Annotated in this window: 22 protein-coding genes; 12 read left to right on the forward strand and 10 right to left on the reverse strand. The window is 57.9% G+C overall.

Annotated elements, in window-relative coordinates; all coding sequences use genetic code 11:
• Positions 1 to 6 precede the first annotated feature (6 nt).
• Both AB3N39_RS05305 and AB3N39_RS05310 read left to right on the forward strand, forming a co-directional pair.
• Positions 7 to 876 (forward strand): helix-turn-helix transcriptional regulator, encoded by an 870-nt coding sequence (locus AB3N39_RS05305; RefSeq protein WP_104949205.1) that lies wholly within the window; start codon positions 7 to 9, stop codon positions 874 to 876.
• A gap of 152 nt (positions 877 to 1,028) precedes the next feature.
• Entirely contained in the window at positions 1,029 to 1,631 is a 603-nt protein-coding gene (locus tag AB3N39_RS05310) for a hypothetical protein (RefSeq protein WP_133293934.1), read from the forward strand.
• A 27-nt stretch (positions 1,632 to 1,658) separates the two neighbouring features.
• Here the strand turns inward: AB3N39_RS05310 and nfsB are convergent, their stop codons facing one another.
• From nfsB to AB3N39_RS05325, 3 genes are all read right to left on the reverse strand, one after another.
• On the reverse strand, positions 1,659 to 2,312 hold the full coding sequence (gene nfsB / locus AB3N39_RS05315) for an oxygen-insensitive NAD(P)H nitroreductase (RefSeq protein WP_021241586.1): 654 nt from the start codon (positions 2,310 to 2,312) through the stop codon (positions 1,659 to 1,661).
• 120 nt (positions 2,313 to 2,432) lie between these two features.
• Positions 2,433 to 2,801, reverse strand: coding sequence for an MmcQ/YjbR family DNA-binding protein (locus tag AB3N39_RS05320; protein ID WP_325813199.1), 369 nt, complete (start codon positions 2,799 to 2,801; stop codon positions 2,433 to 2,435).
• Complete coding sequence (locus AB3N39_RS05325) at positions 2,791 to 3,381, reverse strand: TetR/AcrR family transcriptional regulator (RefSeq protein WP_302234345.1); 591 nt, start codon at positions 3,379 to 3,381, stop codon at positions 2,791 to 2,793. The genes AB3N39_RS05320 and AB3N39_RS05325 overlap by 11 nt, the downstream gene beginning before the upstream one ends.
• 190 nt (positions 3,382 to 3,571) lie before the next feature.
• Between AB3N39_RS05325 and AB3N39_RS05330 the strand changes: the two genes are divergently transcribed.
• Both AB3N39_RS05330 and AB3N39_RS05335 read left to right on the forward strand, forming a co-directional pair.
• A complete protein-coding gene (locus AB3N39_RS05330) occupies positions 3,572 to 4,675 on the forward strand; it encodes an MBL fold metallo-hydrolase (protein WP_136195313.1) in 1,104 nt (367 codons plus the stop codon).
• Positions 4,676 to 4,707: 32 nt separating this feature from the next.
• Entirely contained in the window at positions 4,708 to 5,049 is a 342-nt protein-coding gene (locus AB3N39_RS05335) for a RamA family antibiotic efflux transcriptional regulator (protein WP_032668308.1), read from the forward strand.
• Between the two features lie 82 nt (positions 5,050 to 5,131).
• Here the strand turns inward: AB3N39_RS05335 and AB3N39_RS05340 are convergent, their stop codons facing one another.
• The gene (locus tag AB3N39_RS05340; RefSeq protein ID WP_013097677.1) at positions 5,132 to 5,380 is read right to left on the reverse strand and encodes a DUF1158 domain-containing protein; all 249 of its coding nucleotides are present in this window, start codon (positions 5,378 to 5,380) and stop codon (positions 5,132 to 5,134) included.
• Positions 5,381 to 5,859: 479 nt separating this feature from the next.
• Here AB3N39_RS05340 and AB3N39_RS05345 point away from each other — a divergent pair, with 479 nt between their 5' ends.
• From AB3N39_RS05345 to AB3N39_RS05355, 3 genes are all read left to right on the forward strand, one after another.
• Positions 5,860 to 8,568: a cation-transporting P-type ATPase gene (locus AB3N39_RS05345; RefSeq protein ID WP_367897113.1), complete on the forward strand. Its 2,709-nt coding sequence runs from the start codon at positions 5,860 to 5,862 to the stop codon at positions 8,566 to 8,568.
• Positions 8,569 to 8,707: 139 nt separating this feature from the next.
• A complete protein-coding gene (locus AB3N39_RS05350; RefSeq protein ID WP_143344785.1) occupies positions 8,708 to 9,772 on the forward strand; it encodes an efflux RND transporter periplasmic adaptor subunit in 1,065 nt (354 codons plus the stop codon).
• A 9-nt stretch (positions 9,773 to 9,781) separates the two neighbouring features.
• Complete coding sequence (locus AB3N39_RS05355) at positions 9,782 to 12,937, forward strand: efflux RND transporter permease subunit (RefSeq protein ID WP_367897114.1); 3,156 nt, start codon at positions 9,782 to 9,784, stop codon at positions 12,935 to 12,937.
• Here the strand turns inward: AB3N39_RS05355 and AB3N39_RS05360 are convergent.
• Positions 12,867 to 13,988, reverse strand: a complete 1,122-nt coding sequence (locus tag AB3N39_RS05360) for a YbdK family carboxylate-amine ligase (protein ID WP_367897115.1) — start codon at positions 13,986 to 13,988, stop codon at positions 12,867 to 12,869. The genes AB3N39_RS05355 and AB3N39_RS05360 overlap by 71 nt on opposite strands.
• Positions 13,989 to 14,092: 104 nt before the next feature.
• Here AB3N39_RS05360 and AB3N39_RS05365 point away from each other — a divergent pair, with 104 nt between their 5' ends.
• Positions 14,093 to 14,983, forward strand: a complete 891-nt coding sequence (locus AB3N39_RS05365; protein ID WP_367897116.1) for an oxidoreductase — start codon at positions 14,093 to 14,095, stop codon at positions 14,981 to 14,983.
• Here the strand turns inward: AB3N39_RS05365 and AB3N39_RS05370 are convergent.
• The gene (locus tag AB3N39_RS05370; protein ID WP_163353536.1) at positions 14,980 to 15,774 is read right to left on the reverse strand and encodes a helix-turn-helix domain-containing protein; all 795 of its coding nucleotides are present in this window, start codon (positions 15,772 to 15,774) and stop codon (positions 14,980 to 14,982) included. The two genes, AB3N39_RS05365 and AB3N39_RS05370, sit on opposite strands and share 4 nt — an antisense overlap.
• A 76-nt stretch (positions 15,775 to 15,850) precedes the next feature.
• Here AB3N39_RS05370 and AB3N39_RS05375 point away from each other — a divergent pair, with 76 nt between their 5' ends.
• The 3 genes from AB3N39_RS05375 to AB3N39_RS05385 are packed head-to-tail and all read left to right on the forward strand — an operon-like array spanning position 15,851 to position 18,901.
• Entirely contained in the window at positions 15,851 to 17,833 is a 1,983-nt protein-coding gene (locus AB3N39_RS05375; protein WP_367897117.1) for an FUSC family protein, read from the forward strand.
• Complete coding sequence (locus tag AB3N39_RS05380) at positions 17,826 to 18,041, forward strand: DUF1656 domain-containing protein (RefSeq protein ID WP_109844937.1); 216 nt, start codon at positions 17,826 to 17,828, stop codon at positions 18,039 to 18,041. Before AB3N39_RS05375 ends, AB3N39_RS05380 begins: the two co-directional genes overlap by 8 nt.
• Positions 18,038 to 18,901 carry an efflux RND transporter periplasmic adaptor subunit gene (locus AB3N39_RS05385; protein WP_367897118.1) on the forward strand — a complete coding sequence of 288 codons (864 nt, stop codon included), beginning with the start codon at positions 18,038 to 18,040 and terminating at the stop codon, positions 18,899 to 18,901. Before AB3N39_RS05380 ends, AB3N39_RS05385 begins: the two co-directional genes overlap by 4 nt.
• 16 nt (positions 18,902 to 18,917) lie before the next feature.
• On the opposite strand, the gene AB3N39_RS05390 is transcribed toward AB3N39_RS05385, so the two are convergent.
• The 4 genes from AB3N39_RS05390 to AB3N39_RS05405 all read right to left on the reverse strand — a co-directional run bounded on the left by AB3N39_RS05390 (position 18,918) and on the right by AB3N39_RS05405 (position 21,764).
• Positions 18,918 to 19,343 carry a VOC family protein gene (locus tag AB3N39_RS05390; RefSeq protein ID WP_367897119.1) on the reverse strand — a complete coding sequence of 142 codons (426 nt, stop codon included), beginning with the start codon at positions 19,341 to 19,343 and terminating at the stop codon, positions 18,918 to 18,920.
• Between the two features lies 1 nt (position 19,344).
• Entirely contained in the window at positions 19,345 to 19,938 is a 594-nt protein-coding gene (locus tag AB3N39_RS05395) for a hypothetical protein (RefSeq protein ID WP_367897120.1), read from the reverse strand.
• Between the two features lie 303 nt (positions 19,939 to 20,241).
• Positions 20,242 to 20,460, reverse strand: a complete 219-nt coding sequence (locus AB3N39_RS05400) for a hypothetical protein (protein WP_367897121.1) — start codon at positions 20,458 to 20,460, stop codon at positions 20,242 to 20,244.
• A gap of 410 nt (positions 20,461 to 20,870) precedes the next feature.
• Entirely contained in the window at positions 20,871 to 21,764 is an 894-nt protein-coding gene (locus AB3N39_RS05405; RefSeq protein ID WP_059446621.1) for a LysR family transcriptional regulator, read from the reverse strand.
• A gap of 125 nt (positions 21,765 to 21,889) precedes the next feature.
• On the opposite strand from AB3N39_RS05405, the gene AB3N39_RS05410 reads away from it, so the two are divergent.
• Positions 21,890 to 22,462 (forward strand): flavin reductase family protein, encoded by a 573-nt coding sequence (locus AB3N39_RS05410; protein ID WP_059446517.1) that lies wholly within the window; start codon positions 21,890 to 21,892, stop codon positions 22,460 to 22,462.
• The last annotated feature ends 88 nt before the right edge of the window (positions 22,463 to 22,550 follow it).

A 22,550-nucleotide genomic window follows, 5' to 3' on the forward strand; every position in this document is an offset into this window, starting at 1 on the left:
GGATTTATGGCGCTGATGTCTGAACCTGTCGTCTCACTTCAGGATGACACCCGAAAACAGCTCGGGGCATTTTTACGCGCCCGGCGTGAAAGCCTCGATCCGCAGCGTCTCGGCCTGCCGCGCAGCGGTCGTCGCCGCACGCCGGGTCTGCGCCGGGAAGAGGTGGCGATGCTCGCTGACGTGGGCGTGACCTGGTACACCTGGCTTGAGCAGGGCAGGGACGTCAATCCGTCCAGCGCGGTGATGGCGGCCGTGGCAAAAGCGCTGCAATGTACCCCAACTGAAGCCCGGCACCTGTTTGTATTAGCCGGTTTACCGCCGGGTGAAGCGCCGCAGGCGGTCTGCTGCGAGGGCATCAGCGAAGGCACGCGCCGCCTGCTGGATACGCTGATGCCGAAACCCGCCAGCATTCAGAAACCGAACTTCGATATCGTGGCGTGGAACGACAGCTTCGGGCATCTGATGGGCGTCGATTTCAATGACATCCCTCCCGAAGATCGCAACTGTATTTATCTGTTCCTCACCCATCCGGCGTGGCGCGCCCGCCTCGGCAGACGCGACGACGTGCTGCCCATCTTTGTCTCCTATTTCCGGGCGGCGATGGCCGAACACCGGGGCGATCCTCTGTGGGAGGCCAAACTGGCGCGCTTCTTTGCGGTGTCCGAAGAGTTTAAAACCCTGTGGCACCAGCGCAACGACGTGCGCGGCGTGGAGAACCAGCTCAAGCTGTTTACCCATCCCGAGCTGGGGGATTTTACGCTGCAGCAGATGTACTGGTATTCCGCGCCGCGAAACGGCTCGCGGTTGCTGGTGTATCTGCCGGTGGATGAGGCCGGGGAGCGGGCGATGGCGTGGCTGGCGGCGCAGGGGAAATAAGTTTTTTGCGAGACGGTTTCAGGGAATAAGAGCCGAATCTGCTAAGTGGAGGAGACCGGTGTAATGTTGGGTTTAGCTTAAACCCATCGACTGAATCGACATCATTTCGACGAGGTGTTAAGTCGTCTATACTCTCGCCATGAGCAACCACCATGTTGCCACTGATGATTGATTCCGCAGATTTCAGCCAAAAATTAGGCCTTATCTCCCGAAACGTCGAACATACCGAAGCGTTTCTTGCGCGGGGTACGGTGGATTTTCATCTGCCCGGATTTATGCTGCCGGTGGGATATCGCCTGATAAAATCGCGCTACGGTAATGAATATCGTCTCGTCACCATCGACGACGGAAAACCCTATACGGCGTATGCCGTTAGGTTGACGTTTCATAAAGAAATTACCTTTCCCCACGGGGCTGCGACACAGGTTATGGTCTGGCGTACGCCACGCGCTGTCCATCAGCGGGTAATCAGTGGATTACCCCAATCCTTCTTCCAGTGGGTGCTAAGCGAATACGACATTGTGGTTTCTGACAGCGAGCAAACCGGTGACGGACAGTGGTTTTGGTTACGCATGATCGACTGGGCGTTCAGCATGAATTATCGGATAAGCGTGGCGGACGGTACGGTAGGGGAAGAGTGGCACTTAACACCGGTGAGTTCATATGCCGAACTGGAGGAGCGCTGGATTGCGTTTGCCTGGAGATACGATCGCGACGTGCATCCACATCCCAGGTTAGTCATCAGTAAAGCGTAACGGGCCGCACAGAGCGGCCCGTGTTGATCAGCACTCGGTCACAATCGTGCTCAGCGGCAGGCGAGATTTTGGCAGCGTGGCGTTGAAATCTTCAACGCTGTGATGCCCAACCGGCACCACCACCAGGCTGGTGAAGCCCTTCTCTTTCAGGCCAAACTCTTCGTCGAGGATCGCGGCGTCGAAACCTTCAATCGGTACTGCGTCCAGGCCCAGCGCAGCAACGCCCAGCAGGAAGTTACCGACGTTCAGGTAAACCTGCTTCGCCATCCACTGGTCGTCATCTTTCAGATCCACGCGGTGCATGTCGGCGAAGTAGGTGCGGCCCTTATGGTTCGCGGCTTTAGCTTCCGGCGTGTTGAAACGGCCATCGGCCTCTTCCTGGTCGACAACGCGCTCCAGCCATGCATCGTCCATCGCGGTTTTCGCGCAGAACACCACCACGTGAGAGGCATCCAGCATTTTGCGTTCGTTGAACACATAGGTGCCCGCAGCGGATTTCGCCACGCGCGCTTTTCCTTCCTCGGTGCTGGCCACGATGAAGTGCCACGGCTGGGAGTTGGTGCTTGACGGGCTGTACTGCAGCAGGGTTTTGATTTTTTCCGCTTCTTCAGCGGTCAGTTTTTTGCTTGCGTCGAACGCCTTGGTGGAGTGGCGTTTCAGCGCAACAGAAATGATATCCATAACAACTCCTGATGATGAAATTCGCCCGCGTGCGGGCGCGAAAGGTGAGCAGATTACAGCGGGACGCGGAAAAAGATAAGGGCAATTCGAGCGCTTAATCTGTTCGTCTCAGACGAACAATCAGACCGGCCGGATCCACTTCTGGTCTTTTTTCGGCAGTTTATCCACCACCAGATGCCAGGAATCATTAATGAGATCGGTAACCAGTTCCGGCGTCACGTCTTCAGTGCCGTAAAGGGAAATCCAGTGCTTTTTGTTGAGGTGATAGCCCGGTTCAACGCCGCGATAAATCTGCTGATTTAACAGCGATTTTTCCGGGGCTGACTTCAGGCTGACGTGCGGCCGCCCGTGTGCGACGGCCACAATCATGAAAATTTTTCCACCCACTTTAAACACGTCAAACTCCGGCCCAAACGGCCAGCAGTGTTCGGTGAACGGCAGCTCCAGCGCCACGCGTTTTGCGTGCTCCTGCAACGTTTTACTGTCCATCGCTCTCTTCCTGGGCAAGCCCGCGCCACATCACCTCAAAGCCGAGCGCTTTAAACTCAACGGCGCGGGACGGATCGCGGGTGGCAAATTCCATCGTGGATTCGGCCAGCGATAAGAAAAGCGCATCGCCAAACGTTTTAAATTCATCAGACATAAACACCTGACGCACCGAGCGGCGGCAGAGTTCATGCAGCTCCGGGAACATCTCTTTCACCGCCTGTTCCGTTTCGGCGCTCAGCTTTTCACTGACGCCAATCTGGCGGATCGCCGCATGCGCAACGGGGTTACGAATACCCCAGTCCACATAGCTGTTCCAGATATTGCGGGTATGTTCTTTAGGCAGCGTGATGGTGCGATCGAGGTTCGCGAGCATGGTCTGGCAGAGATCTTGCTTCAGGTGCAGATAGAGGGCATTCAGCAGATCGTCTTTCGTAGCAAAGTAGCGGAACAGGGTGCCTTCGGCGACGCCCGCCTTACGGGCAATAAGCGCCGTTGAGGCGGCAATACCTGACTGTGCAAACGCCACCGTTGCGGCTTCCAGTAAGGCCTGTTTTTTATCTTCACTCTTCGGACGTGCCACTAAATTTTTCCTCCTGTCAATTATAAAAACCCTGATTGAAACACGTGCTTTGACACGCTGCAACGCGGAATGTCAAAGATCGAAAACGTCTTGACGACTTTATCATCATATCTATAATGAGTGCTTACTCACTCATAATCAAGTTTACCCTGCGCACGCTATCGGATGGGGCGCGTTTTCGGGTCAGGATATGAAAAAACCTCTCTTCATCTGCGTGGTGTTAATCATGATTATTGCTTCAGCCGCGAGTTTACCGTTTGTTCTGAATGCCGGATTCGGCCAGCCGCCGCAGGGTGAAAGGCTCACTGAAGTGGAGGCCTCCCCACAGTATCGCGAGGGGAAATTCCACAACACGCTGCCGACGCCGGGTTATAACGGTGACAAAAATATGCTGGTCGCGATGTGGGAGTTTCTGACCAAAAAAACCGAAAACGCCCGCCCGACCCGGCCGCTGCCGCTGGTGAAAACCGATCTTGCGAGCCTGCCGCTGGAGCAGGACACACTGGTGTGGCTCGGTCACTCATCGTGGTATCTGCAGCTCGCGGGTAAACGCATCCTGATTGACCCGGTTCTTGGCAACTATGCCGCGCCGTTCTCGTTCCTCAATAAGGCCTTTGCCGGCGAGTATCCGTGGCGCGCTGAACGCATGCCGGAGATCGACCTGCTGATTATTTCGCACGATCACTACGATCATCTGGATTACGCAACCATCCGGGCGCTAATGCCGAAGGTAAAGCGCGTGGTGACGCCGCTGGGCGTAGGATCCCACCTGCGCTACTGGGGGATGAAGTCCGAGATTATTGACGAGCGCGACTGGAACCAGTCGGTAAGCATCAGCGATGAATTGACGGTGCACGTTCTGCCAGCGCGTCACTTCTCCGGTCGCGGCATCAAACGCGATCGCACATTGTGGGGCAGCTTCATGTTCGTTACGCCAGAGCAGAATGTTTACTACAGCGGGGATTCCGGTTACGGCCCGCACTTCAAGGCCATCGGTGAACAGTTTGGCGAAGTGGACGTCGCCATCATGGAGAACGGCCAGTACGACCAGGACTGGAAGTACATCCACATGCTGCCGGAGGAAACGGCGCAGGCCTCGGCGGATTTGAACGCGAAAGCCGTGGTGCCGGGGCATAACGGACGCTTCGTGCTGGCGAAACACGCCTGGAACGATCCGCTGATCCAGCTGGCAAAAGCCAGCAAGGATAAAAATTATCGGTTGCTGACGCCGGAACTGGGCGAGCCCGTCCGGGTGAATGACGCCACGCAAACCTTTCGCGCGTGGTGGGAATAATGTTTAAGCGAGAAGCAGAGGGGGACAGCAGTATGACCATTTCCGCTCAAGTCATCGACACTATCGTCGAATGGATCGACGACAATCTGCACCAGCCATTACGTATAGAAGAGATTGCCCGCCACGCGGGCTACTCGAAGTGGCACCTGCAGCGGCTGTTTATGCAGTACAAAGGGGAGAGCCTGGGGCGTTATATCCGTGAACGTAAGCTGCTGCTGGCGGCGCGCGATCTGCGTGAATCCGACGCCCGGGTGTACGACATCTGCCTGCGTTACGGGTTTGACTCGCAGCAGACGTTTACCCGTATCTTCACCCGCACGTTCAACCAGCCTCCTGGTGCGTACCGCAAGGAGAACCACAGTCAGCCGCACTGAGCTGTTTTCCGCCCTGGCGGGTCAGGAAAATTGCCATCACAGGCCGGGTAAGGCGAAGTCGCCACCCGGCTTTTTTATTGGCTCAGGATGCCAGGGAAAACCAGCGTCGCCAGACGAAACGCAGCACGAAGAATTCAATCGCCCCGAGCAGTAAAAACCACACGCAGAACAGAATGGTGTAAAGCTGGTTAAGATCGACCATGTGAAAGGTCTGAACCAGCTTCTGCGCCAGCACCAGCCCAAGCGAAGGCGCCGGGAGCAGCAGGCACGAAAGCAGGGCCAGTAATAAAATGCCGCCTGCGGTGAGCAGCGATTCTAGCGGGTGTTTCATCGTAATGTTAATCGTCAGTTAAAAATGTCATTGTCCGGCATTCTGTAACGTAAAGCAATATCAGCCTCGCTGACCTTTTTGAATAAAACAAAGACATTATTACTGCGCACAAATAACAACATACGACCCGGCGTTTATATTAATATCGCGTTATGTAAATAAACGTCCGCATCAGGAAAATAATTTTACAAATGTATAGGTGCTATAACCAATTAACGTGGCAATAACAATGGCTGCGATAATGTATAACGCCAGGCGACGCCCGCGATAAATACCAAACATGGATCCTCCTCGTTTAGATTTGGTTTAGAAATATTTTGTAAAAATCAGATCATCGAAATAGTTTTAATCAGTTTTGAATAACCGAGAAGTCATTATATTGCGGTAGATCAATTTTACCCGCAAGACTTTAAAATGATTTTATTTAAGCCCGAAAGGAATTCAGGCTTCTGTTCACCGGAAATTGAAGGAAAAATACGATGACTGAAAAAAAATTGACTCCTAACATGCCGCCTTCCGGCGGGCTGGCATACCAGCAGACCGTAGAGCAGGCGCTTGCACATGCGCAGAGCCAGGCAAGCGGTCTGGACCGTGCAGAGGCGCAGGCGCGTCTGCAAAAAACAGGGCCGAACGCGCTGCCGGAGAAAAAAGGCAAACCCGCCTGGCTGCGTTTCTTAGCCCATTTTAATGATGTGCTGATTTATGTCCTGCTGGCCGCCGCCGTATTAACGGCAGTAATGGGCCACTGGGTTGATACGCTGGTTATTTTGGGCGTCGCGGTAATCAATGCCCTAATTGGTCATATTCAGGAAAGCAACGCGGAAAAATCCCTGAAGAGTATTCGTAATATGCTCGCCAGCGAAGCTCGCGTTATTCGTAACGGCAACCACGAAACAATCCCCACAACTGAAATAGTCCCGGGCGATATTATTGTATTACGCGCGGGGGATCGTATTCCGGCGGATATGCGTTTAATCGAAGCGCATAATTTACGCGTGGAAGAGGCGATTCTGACCGGTGAATCGACCGTGGTGGATAAACACGTTAATCCACTGAGCGGGGAATTACCGCTGGGCGATCGCACCAACATGGTCTTCTCCGGGACGACCGTAAGCGCGGGCGGCGGCGTAGGCGTGGTCACCGCGACCGGTAAGGATACGGAGCTTGGCCATATCAACCAGATGATGGCGGGCATCGAAAAGCACCGCACGCCGCTGCTTGTGCAGATGGACAAGCTGGGTAAAGCGATTTTCGTGATTATTCTGGCGATGATGGCCGCGCTGTTTGTCTTCAGCCTGGCGTTCCGCGAGATCCCGATGGGCGAGCTCCTGCTCTCTCTGATTAGCCTGGCGGTGGCCTCCGTACCGGAAGGTTTGCCGGCAATCATCTCCATCATCCTTTCGCTGGGCGTGCAGGCGATGGCGCGTAAACGGGCGATTATCCGCAAGCTGCCGACGGTTGAAACCCTGGGCGCGATGACCGTGGTCTGCTCGGATAAAACCGGCACCCTGACCATGAACGAGATGACGGTCAAAGCCATTATCACCGCTGACGCCTGCTACCGCGTGGACGGCAACAGCTACGAGCCGGTAGGCAATATCTACCTGGAAGGCAGCGATGAGCCGGTCCACATCCAGCCGGGCACCGTGCTGGAGCAGTACCTGCGTACCATCGACCTGTGTAACGACAGCCAGCTGATTCAGGACGAGCGCGGCCTGTGGGGCATCACCGGTGGGCCGACCGAGGGCGCGCTGAAGGTGCTGGCGGCGAAGGCCAGCCTTGAGCCGGTAATGACCACGCTGGTTAACAAGATCCCGTTCGACTCGCAGTACAAGTACATGAGCACCCATTACCAGATTGGCAGCGAGGAGCAGATCCTGATCACCGGCGCGCCGGACGTCATTTTCGCCCTGTGTGCCGAGCAGCAGACCCGCAACGGCGTGGAAGCCTTCAACCGCGCGTACTGGGAAAGCGAGATGGAGCGCTATGCGCGTCAGGGGCTGCGCATGGTCGCCGCGGCGTTCAAGCCGGCGAACGGCGAGCAGGAACTGACGCACGATGACCTGAGCCACGGCCTGATCTTCCTCGGCATCGCCGGGATGATGGATCCGCCGCGTCCGGAAGCGATTGACGCGATTAACGCCTGCCAGCAGGCGGGGATCCGCGTGAAGATGATCACCGGGGATCACCCGCAGACGGCGATGAGCATCGGCCAGATGCTGGGGATCGCCAACAGCGAGCAGGCGGTCACCGGCTACGAGCTGGAGAAGATGGACGACGCCGCGCTGGCGGAAGCCGCGGTGAAGTATGACATCTTCGCCCGCACCAGCCCGGAGCATAAGCTGCGCCTGGTGAAAGCGCTGCAGGACAAAGGCGAAATCGTTGGCATGACCGGCGACGGCGTAAACGACGCCCCGGCGCTGCGTCAGGCGGACGTGGGCATCGCGATGGGCATCAAGGGCACGGAAGTGACCAAAGAGGCGGCGGATATGGTCCTGACGGACGATAACTTCGCCACCATCGCCAGCGCGGTAAAAGAGGGGCGTCGCGTTTACGACAACCTGAAGAAGACCATCCTGTTCATCATGCCGACCAACCTGGCGCAGGGGCTGCTGATTGTGATTGCGCTGCTGGCGGGGAACATTATTCCGCTGACGCCGGTGCTGATTCTGTGGATGAACATGGCCACCTCAGCCACGCTCTCCTTCGGCCTGGCCTTCGAAGCTGCCGAGCGCAACATCATGCGCCGCCCGCCGCGTCAGACCGGGCAGCACGTGATGGATACCTACGCCGTCTGGCGCGTGGCTTTCGTCGGTACCATGATTGCCATCGCCGCCTTTGCGCTGGAAGCCTGGCTGGCTCCGCGCGGCCACAGCGCGGAGTTCATCCGCACCGTGCTGCTGCAGATGCTGGTCTGCGCCCAGTGGGTATACATGATTAACTGCCGCAACACCGAAGGGTTCTCCCTCAACCGTGGTCTGCTGGCAAACAAAGGGATCTGGCTGGTGACGGGCGTGCTGTTCCTGCTCCAGGCGGCGATTATCTACCTGCCGTTTATGCAGATGCTGTTCGGCACCGAAGCCCTGCCGCTGCGCTACTGGTTTGTGACCCTGGCCGTTGCAGGCGTAATGTTCTTCGTCGTCGAAATCGAGAAGCGACTGACCCGCAGGTTCCGTAAGTCTGCATAACTAAAACCTTACCCCTCACCCTAACCCTCTCCCCACAGGGGAGAGGGGGCAGTCTGGTACTCTCCCTTGGGCTCGGTTTTCTCCCTCGCCCCTCAGGGGAGAGGGCCGGGGTGAGGGGAGACAACGCTGAGGTACTCCCATGAAACTTCCACTCCTGTTCGCACTTCTTGTCAGTACCCTGCAACCCGTCTTCGCCGCTGCGATCCCCGTTCGGGTCGCCACCGTGGAGCAAACCGCCCACGCCGCCGAGCGCCAGATCCCGGGCCGCATCGAAGCCATCCACACCGTTGAGCTACGGGCGCGTACGGAAGGCATGATTACCAAAATTCACTTCCGCGACGGGCAGTACGTGAAAAAAGGCGACGTGCTGTTTGAGCTGGACGACGCCGAGCCGCGCGCTGCCCTGCGCCTGGCGCAGGCCGAAGTGAAAAGCACCGAAGCCACGCTGCGCCAGGCGCAGCAGCAGCTTTCCCGCTTTGAAAGTCTCGGCAGCAGCAACGCCATCAGCCGTCACGACGTGGACAACGCCCGCATGCAGCGCGACGTCGCCAGTGCCGCTCTCGAGCAGGCGAAGGCCCGGCTCGAAGCCCGCAACGTCACCCTGGGCTACACCCGAATCACCTCGCCAATTGACGGCCGCGTGGGCCACAGCAGCTTTCACGTGGGTAGCCTGGTCAACCCGGCGAGCGGCGTTTTGGTGGAGGTGGTGCAGCTTGACCCGATCCGTATCGCCTTTGCGCTGGAAGAGGGGGCATTTTCCACCAAAGCCGGACAGCATGCGGATATCAACGCCATGAAGCGTGCCTGGCAGGCGCTGATCGACAGCAACGGACAGCGCGTCAGCGGCGAGCTGACGTCAGTGGATAACCGCATTGACCCGCGTACCGCCAGCGTGATGCTGCGCGCCGAGTTTGCTAACCCGCGCCATCAGCTGCTGCCCGGCGGCAATGTGAACGTGTTTTTGCGTCCGGCAAGCGAGCAGCCGGTGCTGACCCTGCCTGCCGCAGCGGTGCAGCAGAACGGCGACGGGTTCTTTGCCTGGGTGGTAAATGCCGACGGCAAAGCCGAAATGCGCCCGCTGAAGGTCGCCGGACAGATCGGCCAGCAGTTCCGGATTTTATCCGGCGTGAAGTTCGGTGAGCGAGCGATTACTGACGGTGCGCAGCGCGTGCAGCCCGGCGCTGCCGTCCAGATACTGAATTAAGGAGCCATCATGCTGACGTTTTTCATCAAACGCCCGCGCTTCGCGATGGTGATTGCGCTGGTCATTACCCTGCTGGGGGCCATCGCGCTGAGGATTATCCCGGTGGAGCAGTATCCGCAGATTACGCCGCCGGTGGTGAATGTTTCTGCCAGCTGGCCGGGCGCCAGTTCGGCCGACGTGGCGGAGGCCATCGCCACGCCGCTGGAGACCCAGCTGAACGGCGTGGATCATATGCTCTACATGGAGTCCACCAGTTCGGACGAAGGCACTTACAGCCTGAACATCACCTTTGCGGCGGGCACCGATCCGGATCTCGCCGCCATCGACGTGCAAAACCGCGTGGCGCAGGCCGTGGCGCAGCTGCCGACCGAGGCGCAGCAAAATGGCGTGCAGGTGCGCAAGCGCGCCACTAACCTGATGATGGGGGTAAGTCTTTACTCACCGAACAACACCCACACGCCGCTGTTCGTCAGCAACTACGCCAGCACCCAGCTGCGCGAGGCGCTGTCGCGTCTGCCCGGCGTCGGGCAGGTGCAGATGTTCGGCGCGCGCGACTACAGCATGCGCATCTGGCTGCGCCCGGACCGCATGAACGCTCTTAACGTCACCACCGATGACGTGGCGCAGGCGCTGCGTGAGCAGAACGTGCAGGGCGCGGCCGGTCAGGTGGGCACCCCGCCGGTGTTTAACGGCCAGCAGCAGACCCTGACCATCAACGGGCTGGGGCGCTTAAGCCAGGCCGACGACTTTGCCTACATCATCATCCGCGCGGGGGAGATGGGCCAGCTGGTGCGCCTGAAGGACGTCGCCACCATCGAGCTCGGCTCGCGCAGCTACAGCTCCGGCGCGCAGCTGAACGGGCACGACTCCGCCTACCTCGGCATCTACCCGACGCCGTCCGCCAACGCCCTGCGCGTGGCCGACGCGGTGCGCGCGGAGCTGGATCGTCTCTCGACGCGCTTCCCGGACGACCTGGTCTACGAGGTGAAATTCGACACCACCTCCTTTGTTGCCGCGACCATTAAAGAGATCGGCGTCTCGCTGGCGCTGACGATGCTGGCGGTGGTGGTCGTGGTGTCCCTGTTCCTGCAAAGCTGGCGCGCGACGCTGATTGTCGCGCTCGCCATTCCGGTATCGCTGGTGGGCACCTTCGCGGTGCTCTACACGCTCGGCTACTCCGCCAACACCCTCAGCCTGTTTGCCATTATTCTGGCGCTGACCATGGTGGTGGATGACGCCATCGTGGTGGTGGAGAGCGTCGAAACGCTGATGGCGGAAGGGCAGAGCCGCACGGCGGCGACCGCGCTGGCGCTGCGCCAGATTGCCGGGCCGGTCATCGCGACGACGCTGGTGCTGCTGGCGGTATTTGTGCCGGTGGCGCTGCTGCCGGGCATTGTCGGCGAGCTGTACCGCCAGTTCGCGGTTACGCTCTCCACCGCCGTGACGCTCTCAAGCCTGGTAGCGCTGACCCTGACGCCCGCCCTGTGCGCGATGCTGCTGCGTCCGCGCCCGGTGAAACCGGCGGCAGTCTATCGCGCCTTTAACCGCGGGCTGGACGCCACGCGCGGTTTCTACACCCGCATCGTGAATGTCTTAAACCTGCGTCCGTGGCTGGCGCTGCTGGTCACCGCAGGCGCGGCGGCAGTCGTGCTGTTCAGCTTTACGTCGATGCCAAAAGGCTTCCTGCCGCAGGAGGACCAGGGCTACTTCTTCGCCAGCGTCCAGCTGCCGGAAGCGGCCTCGCTGGAGCGCACCGAAGCGGTGATGACCACCGCGCGGGAGTTGATCGCCAAACATCCGGCGGTGGAGGACGTGATTCAGGTCTCCGGGTTTAACATCCTCAACGGCACCAGCGCCTCCAACGGCGGGTTTATCTCCATCATGCTGAAGGACTGGAGCGAGCGTCCGCCGCTGGAGGAGGTGATGGGCACCCTGCAGCGCCAGCTGCTGGCCCTGCCGGAAGCCACCATCATGACCTTCGCGCCGCCGACGCTGCCGGGGCTGGGCAACGCCTCCGGCTTTGACCTGCGCATCCAGGCTCAGGCGGGGCAGAGCCCGGCGGAGCTGGAGCGCGTGACGCGAGAGGTGCTGGTGAAAGCCAACCAGCACCCGCAGTTGACCCGCGTGTTCACCACCTGGAGCAGCAACGTGCCGCAGCTGACGCTGACCGTTGACCGCGAGCGCGCCGCCCGCCTCGACGTGCCGGTGTCGCGCATCTTCAGCAGCCTGCAGACCGCCTTTGGCGGCACGCGCGCCGGGGATTTCAGCATCAATAACCGCGTCTACCACGTGGTGATGCAGAACGAGATGCAGTGGCGCGAGCGCGCCGAACAAATCAGCGAGCTGTTCGTGCGCAGCAACAGCGGCGAGCGGGTACGCCTGAGCAACCTCGTCACCATCACGCCGACCGTCGGCGCGCCGTTCCTCCAGCAGTACAACCAGTTCCCGTCCGTGTCGGTGAGCGGCTCGGCAGCGGCTGGGGTGAGCAGCAGCACCGCGATGGCGGCGATGGGTGAGATTCTGGCGGAAAGCCTGCCGGCCGGATACGACTACGCCTGGAGCGGCATGTCGTACCAGGAGCAGCAGACCGGCAATCAGGCGATCTGGATCGTGCTGGCGGCGGTGGTGATGGCATGGCTGTTCCTCGTCGCCCAGTACGAGAGCTGGACGCTCCCGGCAAGCGTGATGCTCTCGGTGCTGTTTGCCATTGGCGGGGCGCTGGTCTGGCTGTGGTTGGCGGGATACGCCAACGACGTGTACGTGCAGATTGGTCTGGTATTGCTGATCGCGTTAGCGGCCAAGAACGCGATTCTTATCGTCGAGTTCGCCCGCGCGCGGCGGATGGACGGAATGGCGATTGTCGATGCCGCGCGGGAAGGGGCCTCTCGCCGCTTCCGGGCGGTGATGATGACCGCCGTGTCGTTCATTATCGGCGTTTTGCCGATGATGCTGGCGACCGGCGCAGGCGCCCAGAGCCGCCGCATCATCGGCACCACGGTCTTCAGCGGCATGCTGGTAGCGACCGTGGTGGGGATTCTGTTCATCCCGGCTCTGTTCGTGCTGTTCCAGCGCCTGCGGGAGTGGGGTCACTGCCTTACGGACTCGTCGCCCACAGCTCGCAGTGCTTCTGGACCAGAGAAATCAGCGAGCCACCGTCGGCGATAAACTCCCGCATGCGCTGCGCCTCGCTCTTGCCCTGCTTTAACAGCAGGGCAATTTCATTGATTGCGCTCGTCGCGCCGAGCTTATCGGCCGACGGTGCCACCTGCTCCAGCAGCCAGGCGATGTCTTCCGCCACGGTTCGTTGCTCGCCGGTGTGCACATCCGTCAGGATCCCCTCCAGTCCGTAGCGACACGCCTGAAAACGGTTAAAGCGGTAGAGCAGAAGATCCCGTTCCTGATGCTTATACGGCCGCGTAGTCAGCAGCCAGTGTGACGTGGCCTGAATCAGCCCGGCGATGTTAATCGCGTGGCCGAGCGTCAGCGGCGTATCCATCACCCGCACCTCCACGGTGCCAAAATGCGGGCTGGGGCGAATATCCCAGTGCAGATCCTTGATGCTGTCGATCATGCTGGTGGCGCTCAGGCGGCGGAACAGCCCTTCAAACTCCTGCCAGCTGTTGACCCACGGCATCTGGCCGTTATCCGGGAACCCGGAGAAGATATTGAGACGTGACGAGGAGAACTTTGTGTCGGTGCCCTGCATGTAAGGCGAGGCGGCCGCCAGGGCAATAAAGTGCGGCACAAAGCGCGACAGGCCGTGAAGGAGGTAAATGGCATCATCCCCGGTCCGGCAGCCGACGTGAACATGCTGACCGAACACCGTCGCCTGCAAAATCAGATAGCCAAAGCGCTCCAGCGTGACGTTATAGCGCTCGTCGTCGCACACCTCCTGGCGCTGCCATTTCTGGAACGGATGCGTCCCGCCGCCGCAGATCTGGATATGCTGCTCCGCCGCCGCGCGCAGGATGCTCTGCTGCATCACTGAGAACTGCGCCGCCGCCTGATCGATGGTCTGACACACGCCGGTGGCGATTTCGAGCATGCTTTCGGTGATGTCGTGTTTGACTTCACCGCCTTTGATGTCGTCTTTGACGGCGGCGATGAGCGCGGAGGAGTCCTGGCTGAGATCGTAGCCCGGCGGGTTAACCACCTGCAGTTCGAGCTCGATGCCAAGGGTGAACGGTTCAGAGGATTTGAAATCGGGTAAAGGCATGGCGCACTCCGTTGTCTGTGAATGTTGAGTATAGACAACGGGTGTGGCGCGCTCGTCTCAGGGTGGTATAACTGATAGCAGGCTTAGCAAAAGGGGAGTGACTCATGTCTGATTATCCAACCATTGCGCTGATAGGACCCGGTGCGATTGGCACCACCATTGCCGCGGTACTGCATGACGCTGGCCGCACGCCATTGCTCTGCGGACGGACCGCGCATCCGGAATTACGCCTGCGCCATGACGAGGGGGAAACGGTGGTGCCCGGTCCGGTATTAACCGATCAGGCCGTCATCACGCGCCCCGTCGATCTCGTTTTTGTGGCGGTAAAAACGACGCAAAATGCCGACAGCGCCGGGTGGCTGCGGGCCCTGTGCGATGAAAACACCGTGGTCTGCGCCCTGCAAAACGGCGTGGAGCAAAAAGCCCAGCTTGAGCCGTGGGTAAACGGCGCGACGGTGCTGCCGTCGGTGGTGTGGTTCCCGGCCCAGCGCGAGCCGGATGCCTCCGTGTGGCTGCGGGCAAAGCCGCGCCTGACGCTGCCAGACGTGCCGCAGGCGCAGCGGGTGGTGGAGGCGCTTCGCGGTACGCGCTGTGAAGTTGAGCTCTCGGCAGATTTCCCTACCGTCGCCTGGCGCAAGCTGCTGCAAAACGCGGTCGCCGGGCTGATGGTGCTCGCCAATCGCCGCGCCGGAATGTTCAGGCGCGAGGATATTAGCGAACTTTCGCTGGCCTACCTGCGCGAGGGGCTGGCCGTCGCCCGCGCCGAAGGGGCGAAGCTGAACGATGACGTGGCGCAGGAGATTCTGGCGAACTTTCAGCGCGCGCCCGTGGACCTGGGTACGTCGATTCTGGCTGACCGTCAGGCGGATCGCCCGATGGAGTGGGATATCCGCAACGGCGTCATCCAGCGCTACGGCCGCAAACACGGCATTGCGGTGCCCATCAGCGACGTGGTGGTACCGCTGCTGGCGGCGGGGAGCGAGGGGCCGGGTTAACGGTTACTGTTTTTCCGTTCGGCAAAGTAATGGGCGGGCGTGCTGCCCATCGCTTTTCTGAACATGGTGATAAACGCGTTCACCGATTCGTACCCGAGCGTTGTCGCCACGTTCTGGACGGGCACGCCGCTTGCCAGCTCACGCAGGGCAATAATCAAATGCAGCTGCTGGCGCCATCGCCCGAAGCTCAGCCCGGTTTCGCGCTGCATCAGGCGGGCAAACGAGCGCTCGCTGAGGGCGAGCCGTTTCGCCCACTCCTTCAGGGTGCTTCTGTCCTCAGGACGGCTGACCAGCGCGTCCGCCATGGCGCGAATTTTCGGATCGGTTGAGACCGGCAGGCTTAGCTTCTGCTGCGGCATGCTGGCGAGCTCGTCAAGCGTGACCCGGGTCAGCCTCGCGACGTGGCCGTCGGCGGGATAATCCACGCTTTCGCGCGTCAGACGATCGACCAGCTCCTTAATCAGCGGCGAGATCGCCAGCGTGCAGCATTTTTCCGGCAGCGCCGCCGCGCCGGGCTCAATAAACAGATAGTTGAGATGCGCGTTCCAGGTTGCTTTGGCGCTGTGCGGGATCCCGCCGGGGATCCAGACGGCGCAGTCCGGCGGCACAATCCAGATATCATTCTCCGCGTAACAGCTGACCGCACCGTATCGGGCAATAATCAGCTGCCCCTTGCGGTGGGTATGCACCGGCACTTCCGCGGCGTAGTCCATGAAGTCCAGATGACGCGCCACCGCCGGGCTGGCGGTAGAGTCGGGGTCATACAGCGTAGTAGCAGGTTGAGGCTTCACGATTATGGCAACATTTAGGTATTTTTTGACAGAATAGAGTATTTAAGCGGGTCTGCAAGCCGGTAATAATCCCGGCATGAATAAAATCTTCTCACTTCACGTGCACATCCCCGCCGCGCTGCGAAACGATGCGGGCGCGCTGATCTATTCCGCGAAGAGTTTTGCCGCGGCGATGCTGGCTTATTACCTCGCGCTGTCGATCGGTCTTGAGCGTCCCTCGTGGGCCATTATTACGGTTTACATCGTGTCGCAGACGTCGGTCGGAGCATCGCTGAGCAGAAGCCTCTACCGGCTGGCCGGTACCGTGGCGGGTGCCAGCGCGACCGTTGTGATTGTGCCTGCCTTCGCGAATACGCCAGTCCTGTGCAGCGCGGTGCTGACGGGCTGGATCGTATTCTGCCTGTGGCTCTCCCTGCTGGAACGCACGCCCCGGGCTTACGCCTTTGTGCTGGCGGGCTACACCGCGAGCCTGATTGGTTTTCCGGCGGTGTCCGATCCCGGCGGCATTTTTAACGTCGCCATCGTCCGCGTGCAGGAGATCGCGATTGGGATTTTCTGCGCCGCGCTGATCCACCGCTACGTGCTGCCCGCGCGCGTATCAGGCCAGTTCAACACTAAATTATCCCAGACGCTACAGGCCGCGCGCGGGCGGGTGGCGGACACCTTAGCGGGCAAACCCGACGCGGCTTCCGGCCCCCTGCATCTGGCTCTGGCGCTGCAGTTCCTGCAGGGCATCAGCCACCATATTCCGTATGATTTTGCCCTTTCAGCCCCGGTGCGGCAGGCCAGAAAAGCGATCCACGACCGGCTGGCGCGGCTGGTTATCGTCAACTGTGAACTGCACGATCGCCTGCCAGCGATCGGAACCCTGCCCGCCGACGCGCAGGCGTTGATGGGCGACGTTCAGGCCTGGCTGGCCGCTGAAGGCGCTGGTACCAGCAGCACGGCAGACGCGCTGCGGCTCCGCTGTGCGCTTCTCATCGATCGGTATGCCGCGCAGGCGCAGGCGTTTGACGACGCGCTGCAGGTCAGCTTTATCCGCTACCTCTCGGACGCGGTCGCGCTTCTGCAGCAGTGCGAACGTCTTTCCGGGGCCATCCACCATGCAAAACCCGTATTTGGGGAGATGCAAACCCGCGCGGCGAAAGGGTACGTTTTCCACCGCGATCCTCTTACCGCCGCCCGCACGGCGATGGGGGCTTTCGCCATCATCCTGAGCGGCTGTCTGGTCTGGATCTTCTCGGCGTGGCCGGATGGCGGCACGGCGGTGTCTATTCTGGGGGTCTGCTGCACGCTGTTTGGCAGCTTCGATACCCCGGCGCCGCACATCGTGAAATACATCATTGGCTCGTTCTGGGGCGTGGTCATTAGCCTGTTCTACAGCTTTGCGCTGCTCCCGCTGGTGAGCGATTTCCCGGTGCTGGTGGCGGTGCTTGCCCCGGCGTATCTGCTGGCCGGGTCGCTTCAGGCGCGCCCGCCCACCACGTTTATGGCGATGGGGATCACCCTGACGCTGCCCATTTTGTGCGAGCTGGGGGCGCACTACAGCGGAGACTTCGCCGTTGCGGTCAACACCGCCATCGCGCTCTTTGCCGCGACCGGTTTTGCCGTCATCAGCATGAGCCTGCTGCAAACCGTGCAGGCGGATGGCGCCATCACGCGTCTGCTAAACCTCTGCCAGCGCGACATTCGGCGCAGCGTGAAGGGCACGCTGCGGGTTGATGAAACGCACTGGATCAACCTGATGATGGACCGGACCGCCCTGTTGCTGCCGCGCCTGCAGCGCAGCGCGCGCGCGCCGGAGCAGGCGCTCAATCGGCTATTACACGCGCTGCGTCTGGGGCTGTCGGTCATGCATTTACGCCGCAGTAACACACCGTCCGGCAGGGAGGTTGACGCGCTTTTTCATCGGTTAAACGCCGCGGACCGCAACGCCTTGCGTGAACGCATTGCCGCCCTTATCGAGCGCCATCTGCCTGCGGCAGATGAACACTCGCGCCAGTTTGTCTTCAGACTGGTGGATCTGCACTGTGCATTACGGGGGCCAGACCATGGTTAACGATCTCAATATCGGCGGGGTTTTTATTCCGGGGCTGCTGATGGTCGCCCTCGCGGCGCTGGTCTGCACGCTTAGCCTCGTCGCGCTTTTCTCGCTCAGCAGGCTCTACCGGCGCTTGCCGTTTCGCCCGCTGATGGATGTTTCAACCTGGATTGTCACCTTTTTCCTGCTGATGCAGGGCCTGACCGCGTTGGGGTTATTGTCATGAAATCACTGCTCTCTTTACTGGCTCGCTATGCGCTGACGTTGAGCGTCGTCGCGGCGGCCACGCTTCTGGCCTTTATGATGTGGAAACACTACGCACAAACGCCGTGGACCCGCGATGGCCGCGTGCGTGCGGACGTGGTGCAGATTGCGCCGGACGTCTCCGGGCCGGTCATCAGCGTGGCCGTGCGGGACAACCAGTGGGTGAACCGGGGCGATGTGCTTTACATCATCGATCCGCGCTGGCTTAAGCTGGCGGTGGTCAGCGCGCAGGCTGATGTGGAATCGAAACGCCATGAGATGCTGATGCGCCAGGACGCGGCCCGCCGACGCACGTTGATTAAAAACGCCATCTCGAGCGAGGATTTGCAGCAAACCGGCAGCGCGGCGAACGTCGCGGCGGCCAATTATCACGGCGCGCTGGCCGCGCTGGATCTGGCAGAGCTGAATCTGGCGCACGCCACCGTGCGCGCGCCGGTGTCGGGGTACGTCACGCACCTGCGGCTTCGCCCCGGAGACTACGCGACGGCGGGGGAGACGAAGGTCGCCATCGTCGATGCGCACAGCTTCTGGGTGGTGGGGTACTTTGAGGAGACCAAGCTGCGCCATATTCGCGTCGGGGATGCCGCGCAGGTGGTGCTGATGGGATACGAGCCGGTCATCACGGGCCACGTGGAGAGCATCGGGCATGGGATCGGGGACAGCAACGACGAGACGGGCGGGCTGGGTCTGCCCGACGTCGAGCCTACCTTTAGCTGGGTGCGGCTGGCGCAGCGCGTACCGGTGCGCATTCATATCGACAGGTTGCCGGAGGGCGTTGAGCTGGTGGCAGGGCTGTCGGCGAGCGTGGCGGTGGGGCGGTAGATAAGGATTGAAGCGACTATTCCTCGCCTACAAAATTATCGGCTTCAGGAGAGTAATGCTGATAAACGCATGCGAGCTTATGCCCGTCAGGATCGCGCAGATAGGCAACATAAAAGTCGGGGCCGTACGCGCTTCGCTTACCAGGCTCGCCTTCATCCGTTCCTCCCGCAAGGAGGCCAGCTGCATGGAACCGTCTGACAAGATCCGCGTTATCTGCACTGAATGCGAACATTGTCCCGTTTCCCGCCGTCGCGGGCTGCTGGTCAAAAGGAGGACAAATACAGAAGCTGAACCCCTCGCCGGGATTATTTTCATCTCCCCACATTGCCCAGCTTTCAGTCCAGGCCGGCAGACGCGAGTAGCCGAGAACGTTAAAAACTGCGTCATAAAAATTCACGGAACGCTGAAAGTCGTTTGTACCTACTGTGATATAAGCCAGCATCTTATGACTCCCGTCCTTCAATATTCGATTTAACAGCCTTCAGCGTCCTTTTACGGATCCAGCCGCTACCCGCCCGTATTATCAGCCAGTAAGCCGACATTTTTAGCCGAGTGCGTCTGTCCGGACAAAAGATGAATGTTTCCGTAGAGAGCTCATACTTGCCTGGCGCCAGCTCCGTTACCTTGTAGCGCAACAACAGTTTCGCACTGCCCGGCGCGGCTGGGGTCTGAAAAGCACTGGCATCCGGCACGTTTTCCAGACCGAAATCCGAACGCCAGAATTGTCCTCTTAAGCCGTAACAGATTTCTGATGCTGAATTTTTCAAAAGGGTAAAACTGTGCAAACCAAAGTTGCCGATCGACTGTGGCTTCTGGTTGCGCAGAAATTTTTGCGGTATTTGACGCAATGACATTAACCGCCGAATCACGGCATCTTGCCGGACGTCAAAGCTGGCAATCATTGGCAGAATATTTTCAGGGCGGCTAGTGCGAATGATCGTTAGGTGTTTTTCATGAAACTGGAACTGGGGGAGAAAAGCGGGAACATCCTGCCACTGAGCAAGCGCTTTGCGGGTAACGAATCCTGGGTTTAGCATCTCTCTTCCTTGTCATCCCTTGCGTCCTGCCAGAGTAACAGATGGTGTGTCGCAGGCAATTACCAGGAAAAGAGAGGGGAACAGGGAAGTAAATGTAACGAGCCGGTTGGGTTAATAACGTTCGCTTATTCACGAATGGAGAAGCTCAGCGATTTCTTTGCGCTTTCTTGTTGCCCATTCAGGTTTGATAGAGAGCATTAAACTGTATTGCCTTCTGAAATAAACCTCTCTAAATTCTCGTTCAGATGAATGGCTGGCTGCATAGGTTGAGGCCAGCCCCGCCACGGCACTCTCCATAAACCATTACAAAATTTCATCGTCATTGAGCGTTACTTTTCGCTGTATCTCAAGGCCTCTTTCACTGACGATAAAATGATATTCTTTGCCATGAATTTCAAGATAGGGAGTTGCAGCCCCATCGGGTTGGTCAGGGATAAAGAAGTAATGGTTTGGCCTTGTCCCTCCGCCTAATAGCTCACCTATTCTTAGAAGCTCGTTTCGTAGTTCTTCAATTGTTTTCATAAACAGCTCTTTGTTCTTGTATGTAAACGACTCATTATCGTGGATTGGGTACAAAGCGCCTGCTCTCGATCACTTCCCCACAAACGCACTCACCGGCAAACCAAAACGTTTCGCCAGCGCACGCATATGAAGCTCCGGAGATTCGTTCACGCGAATGCTTGATTAGGAAATTCTCTGGTTGCCGCATTGAAAGACGCTCTTAAGACTATGTGCATCCTTGCCCCTTGTTTCCGGGCTGGAAACATTATAGGTGTGATTGGTGGGTAGACAATGTGGCAACATTTGCGAAGTGCAGTTTTCATATGCTCGTGATGCCGGCACTCATTTAATGAGTGCGAACATTGTATGAGGTGACTGTGAATGATATGTCCGATTTGTGCCAGAAGCGGACGTTGAGGAGAGTGTTATTTTTATGCGAAATATCTGCGTAATATTTTTTCTAATAGCGAGAAAACGACCGCCACCCTTTTGGGAGTAATCAGTTGGTAAGGCCGGTATAAATAAAACTGCCACTTCTCCTGCCGCAGTTCTGGCAGTGGGGGAACAAGTTGACCGCTTGCTAAGTATTCCCTACAAATAAAATCGCTGGATTGTACAACCGTTTTCCCGGCCAAAGCGGCCTGAATTTCGGCGTAGGGGTCTGTAGTATAAAACTCGATATGACGAGGGACAAAAGTATTCGCTGCGTCACTCATAAACTCAAATGATTTCCCCGTCTCAGGATTAATTAAACCGCTAAATGGATAACGCTGTCGAAGATCTTCTAAATCAGTTGGTGCACCCAGGCGTGCAATGAGTTCAGGGGATGCGACAAAAACATGTTCAACTAGCCCGATATTTTTAATGATAAAATTTGGATTAGGTTCTCTCCCTACGCGTATGCCTATATCGATACGATGCTCGATAGTATCAAGTTTCATCATATCTAAACGCCAGTCGATAAATAATTCAGGATATGGACGTAGTGCAGTCAATAGTTCATACAAGATTTGTTCATGATTTGGGAATCGAAGTAATGTGATACGTACAATACCTCTCATTTCATTATCATCTTTCGCTGTCTGAAATAATTTTTCAGAATCTTCAAGCAGTCGCTTCGCTTGGGGTAAAAATAGCTCGCCGAAACTGGTAAGAAAGATCGAGCGAGTATTGCGTTTGAAAAGAGGTTCACCAAGCTGTTTCTCCAACTCAGCGACTGTTCGGGTTACTACTGATGGTGAAACCGACAGCTTTATGGCTGCTTCGCGGAAGTTCAGGGTTTCAGAGGCAATGATAAAAAACTTTAGAGCATCAAGTTTGTTCATGATTGTTGTGAAAATTGCAATAATGTATTTTGATAATAGCAATTAATTTGCAACTATTCCAGTCATATAATCGAACAATCAAATAAGCAACCTCTCTTACTTTTCAGAATTCGAAAGAGTAAATTATGTCAATTCAACCAGTAGAATTAAACAAAGCCTATCGTTTATTGCAGGTCGGGCCAACGACGATGATATCGGCTAAAAATGATGGCATTGCAAATGTCATGGCAGCGGCCTGGGTAGGATTAGTAGGCAATAACAAAGTGATGGCTTTTATTGGCCCACAGGCATTTACTCGCGGGCTTGTAGAAAAAAGCGGATATTATGTTGTCCAGATCCCAGTGGTAAATCAGATGGAAATGGTTTTATATGCTGGAGGCCACAGTTATTCTGATACCCCCAATAAAAACAGTAAAATTCCACAGTTTTATCAGAAAGAGTTTGATCTGCCTTTAGTTGAAGGTTGCGCTGGCTGGCTAGTCTGTAAGGTCATACCCAATGAAGAAAATGAAAAGCAGCACAACTTGTTCATGGGGGAAATTGTCGGAGCATGGAGTGATGACCGCGTTTTCAGGAATGGGCACTGGATTTTTGATGATGCGCCTGATGAATTACGTACTGTCCATTACGTAGCGGGCGGACAGTTTTACGCCATTGGTAAAGGTACAAAATTCAATTATGGTCCGGGAAAAGACTAATCCTTATTTCTGTATAAATGTGCCATATAACATAGCTACATAGAGGAAGTAGCATAAAAAATAATCTACTTAAGATGTCCGCTGTTCG

Origin of the sequence: Enterobacter vonholyi (assembly GCF_040834095.1) — a bacterium.
Taxonomy (GTDB): Bacteria; Pseudomonadota; Gammaproteobacteria; order Enterobacterales; family Enterobacteriaceae; genus Enterobacter; species Enterobacter vonholyi.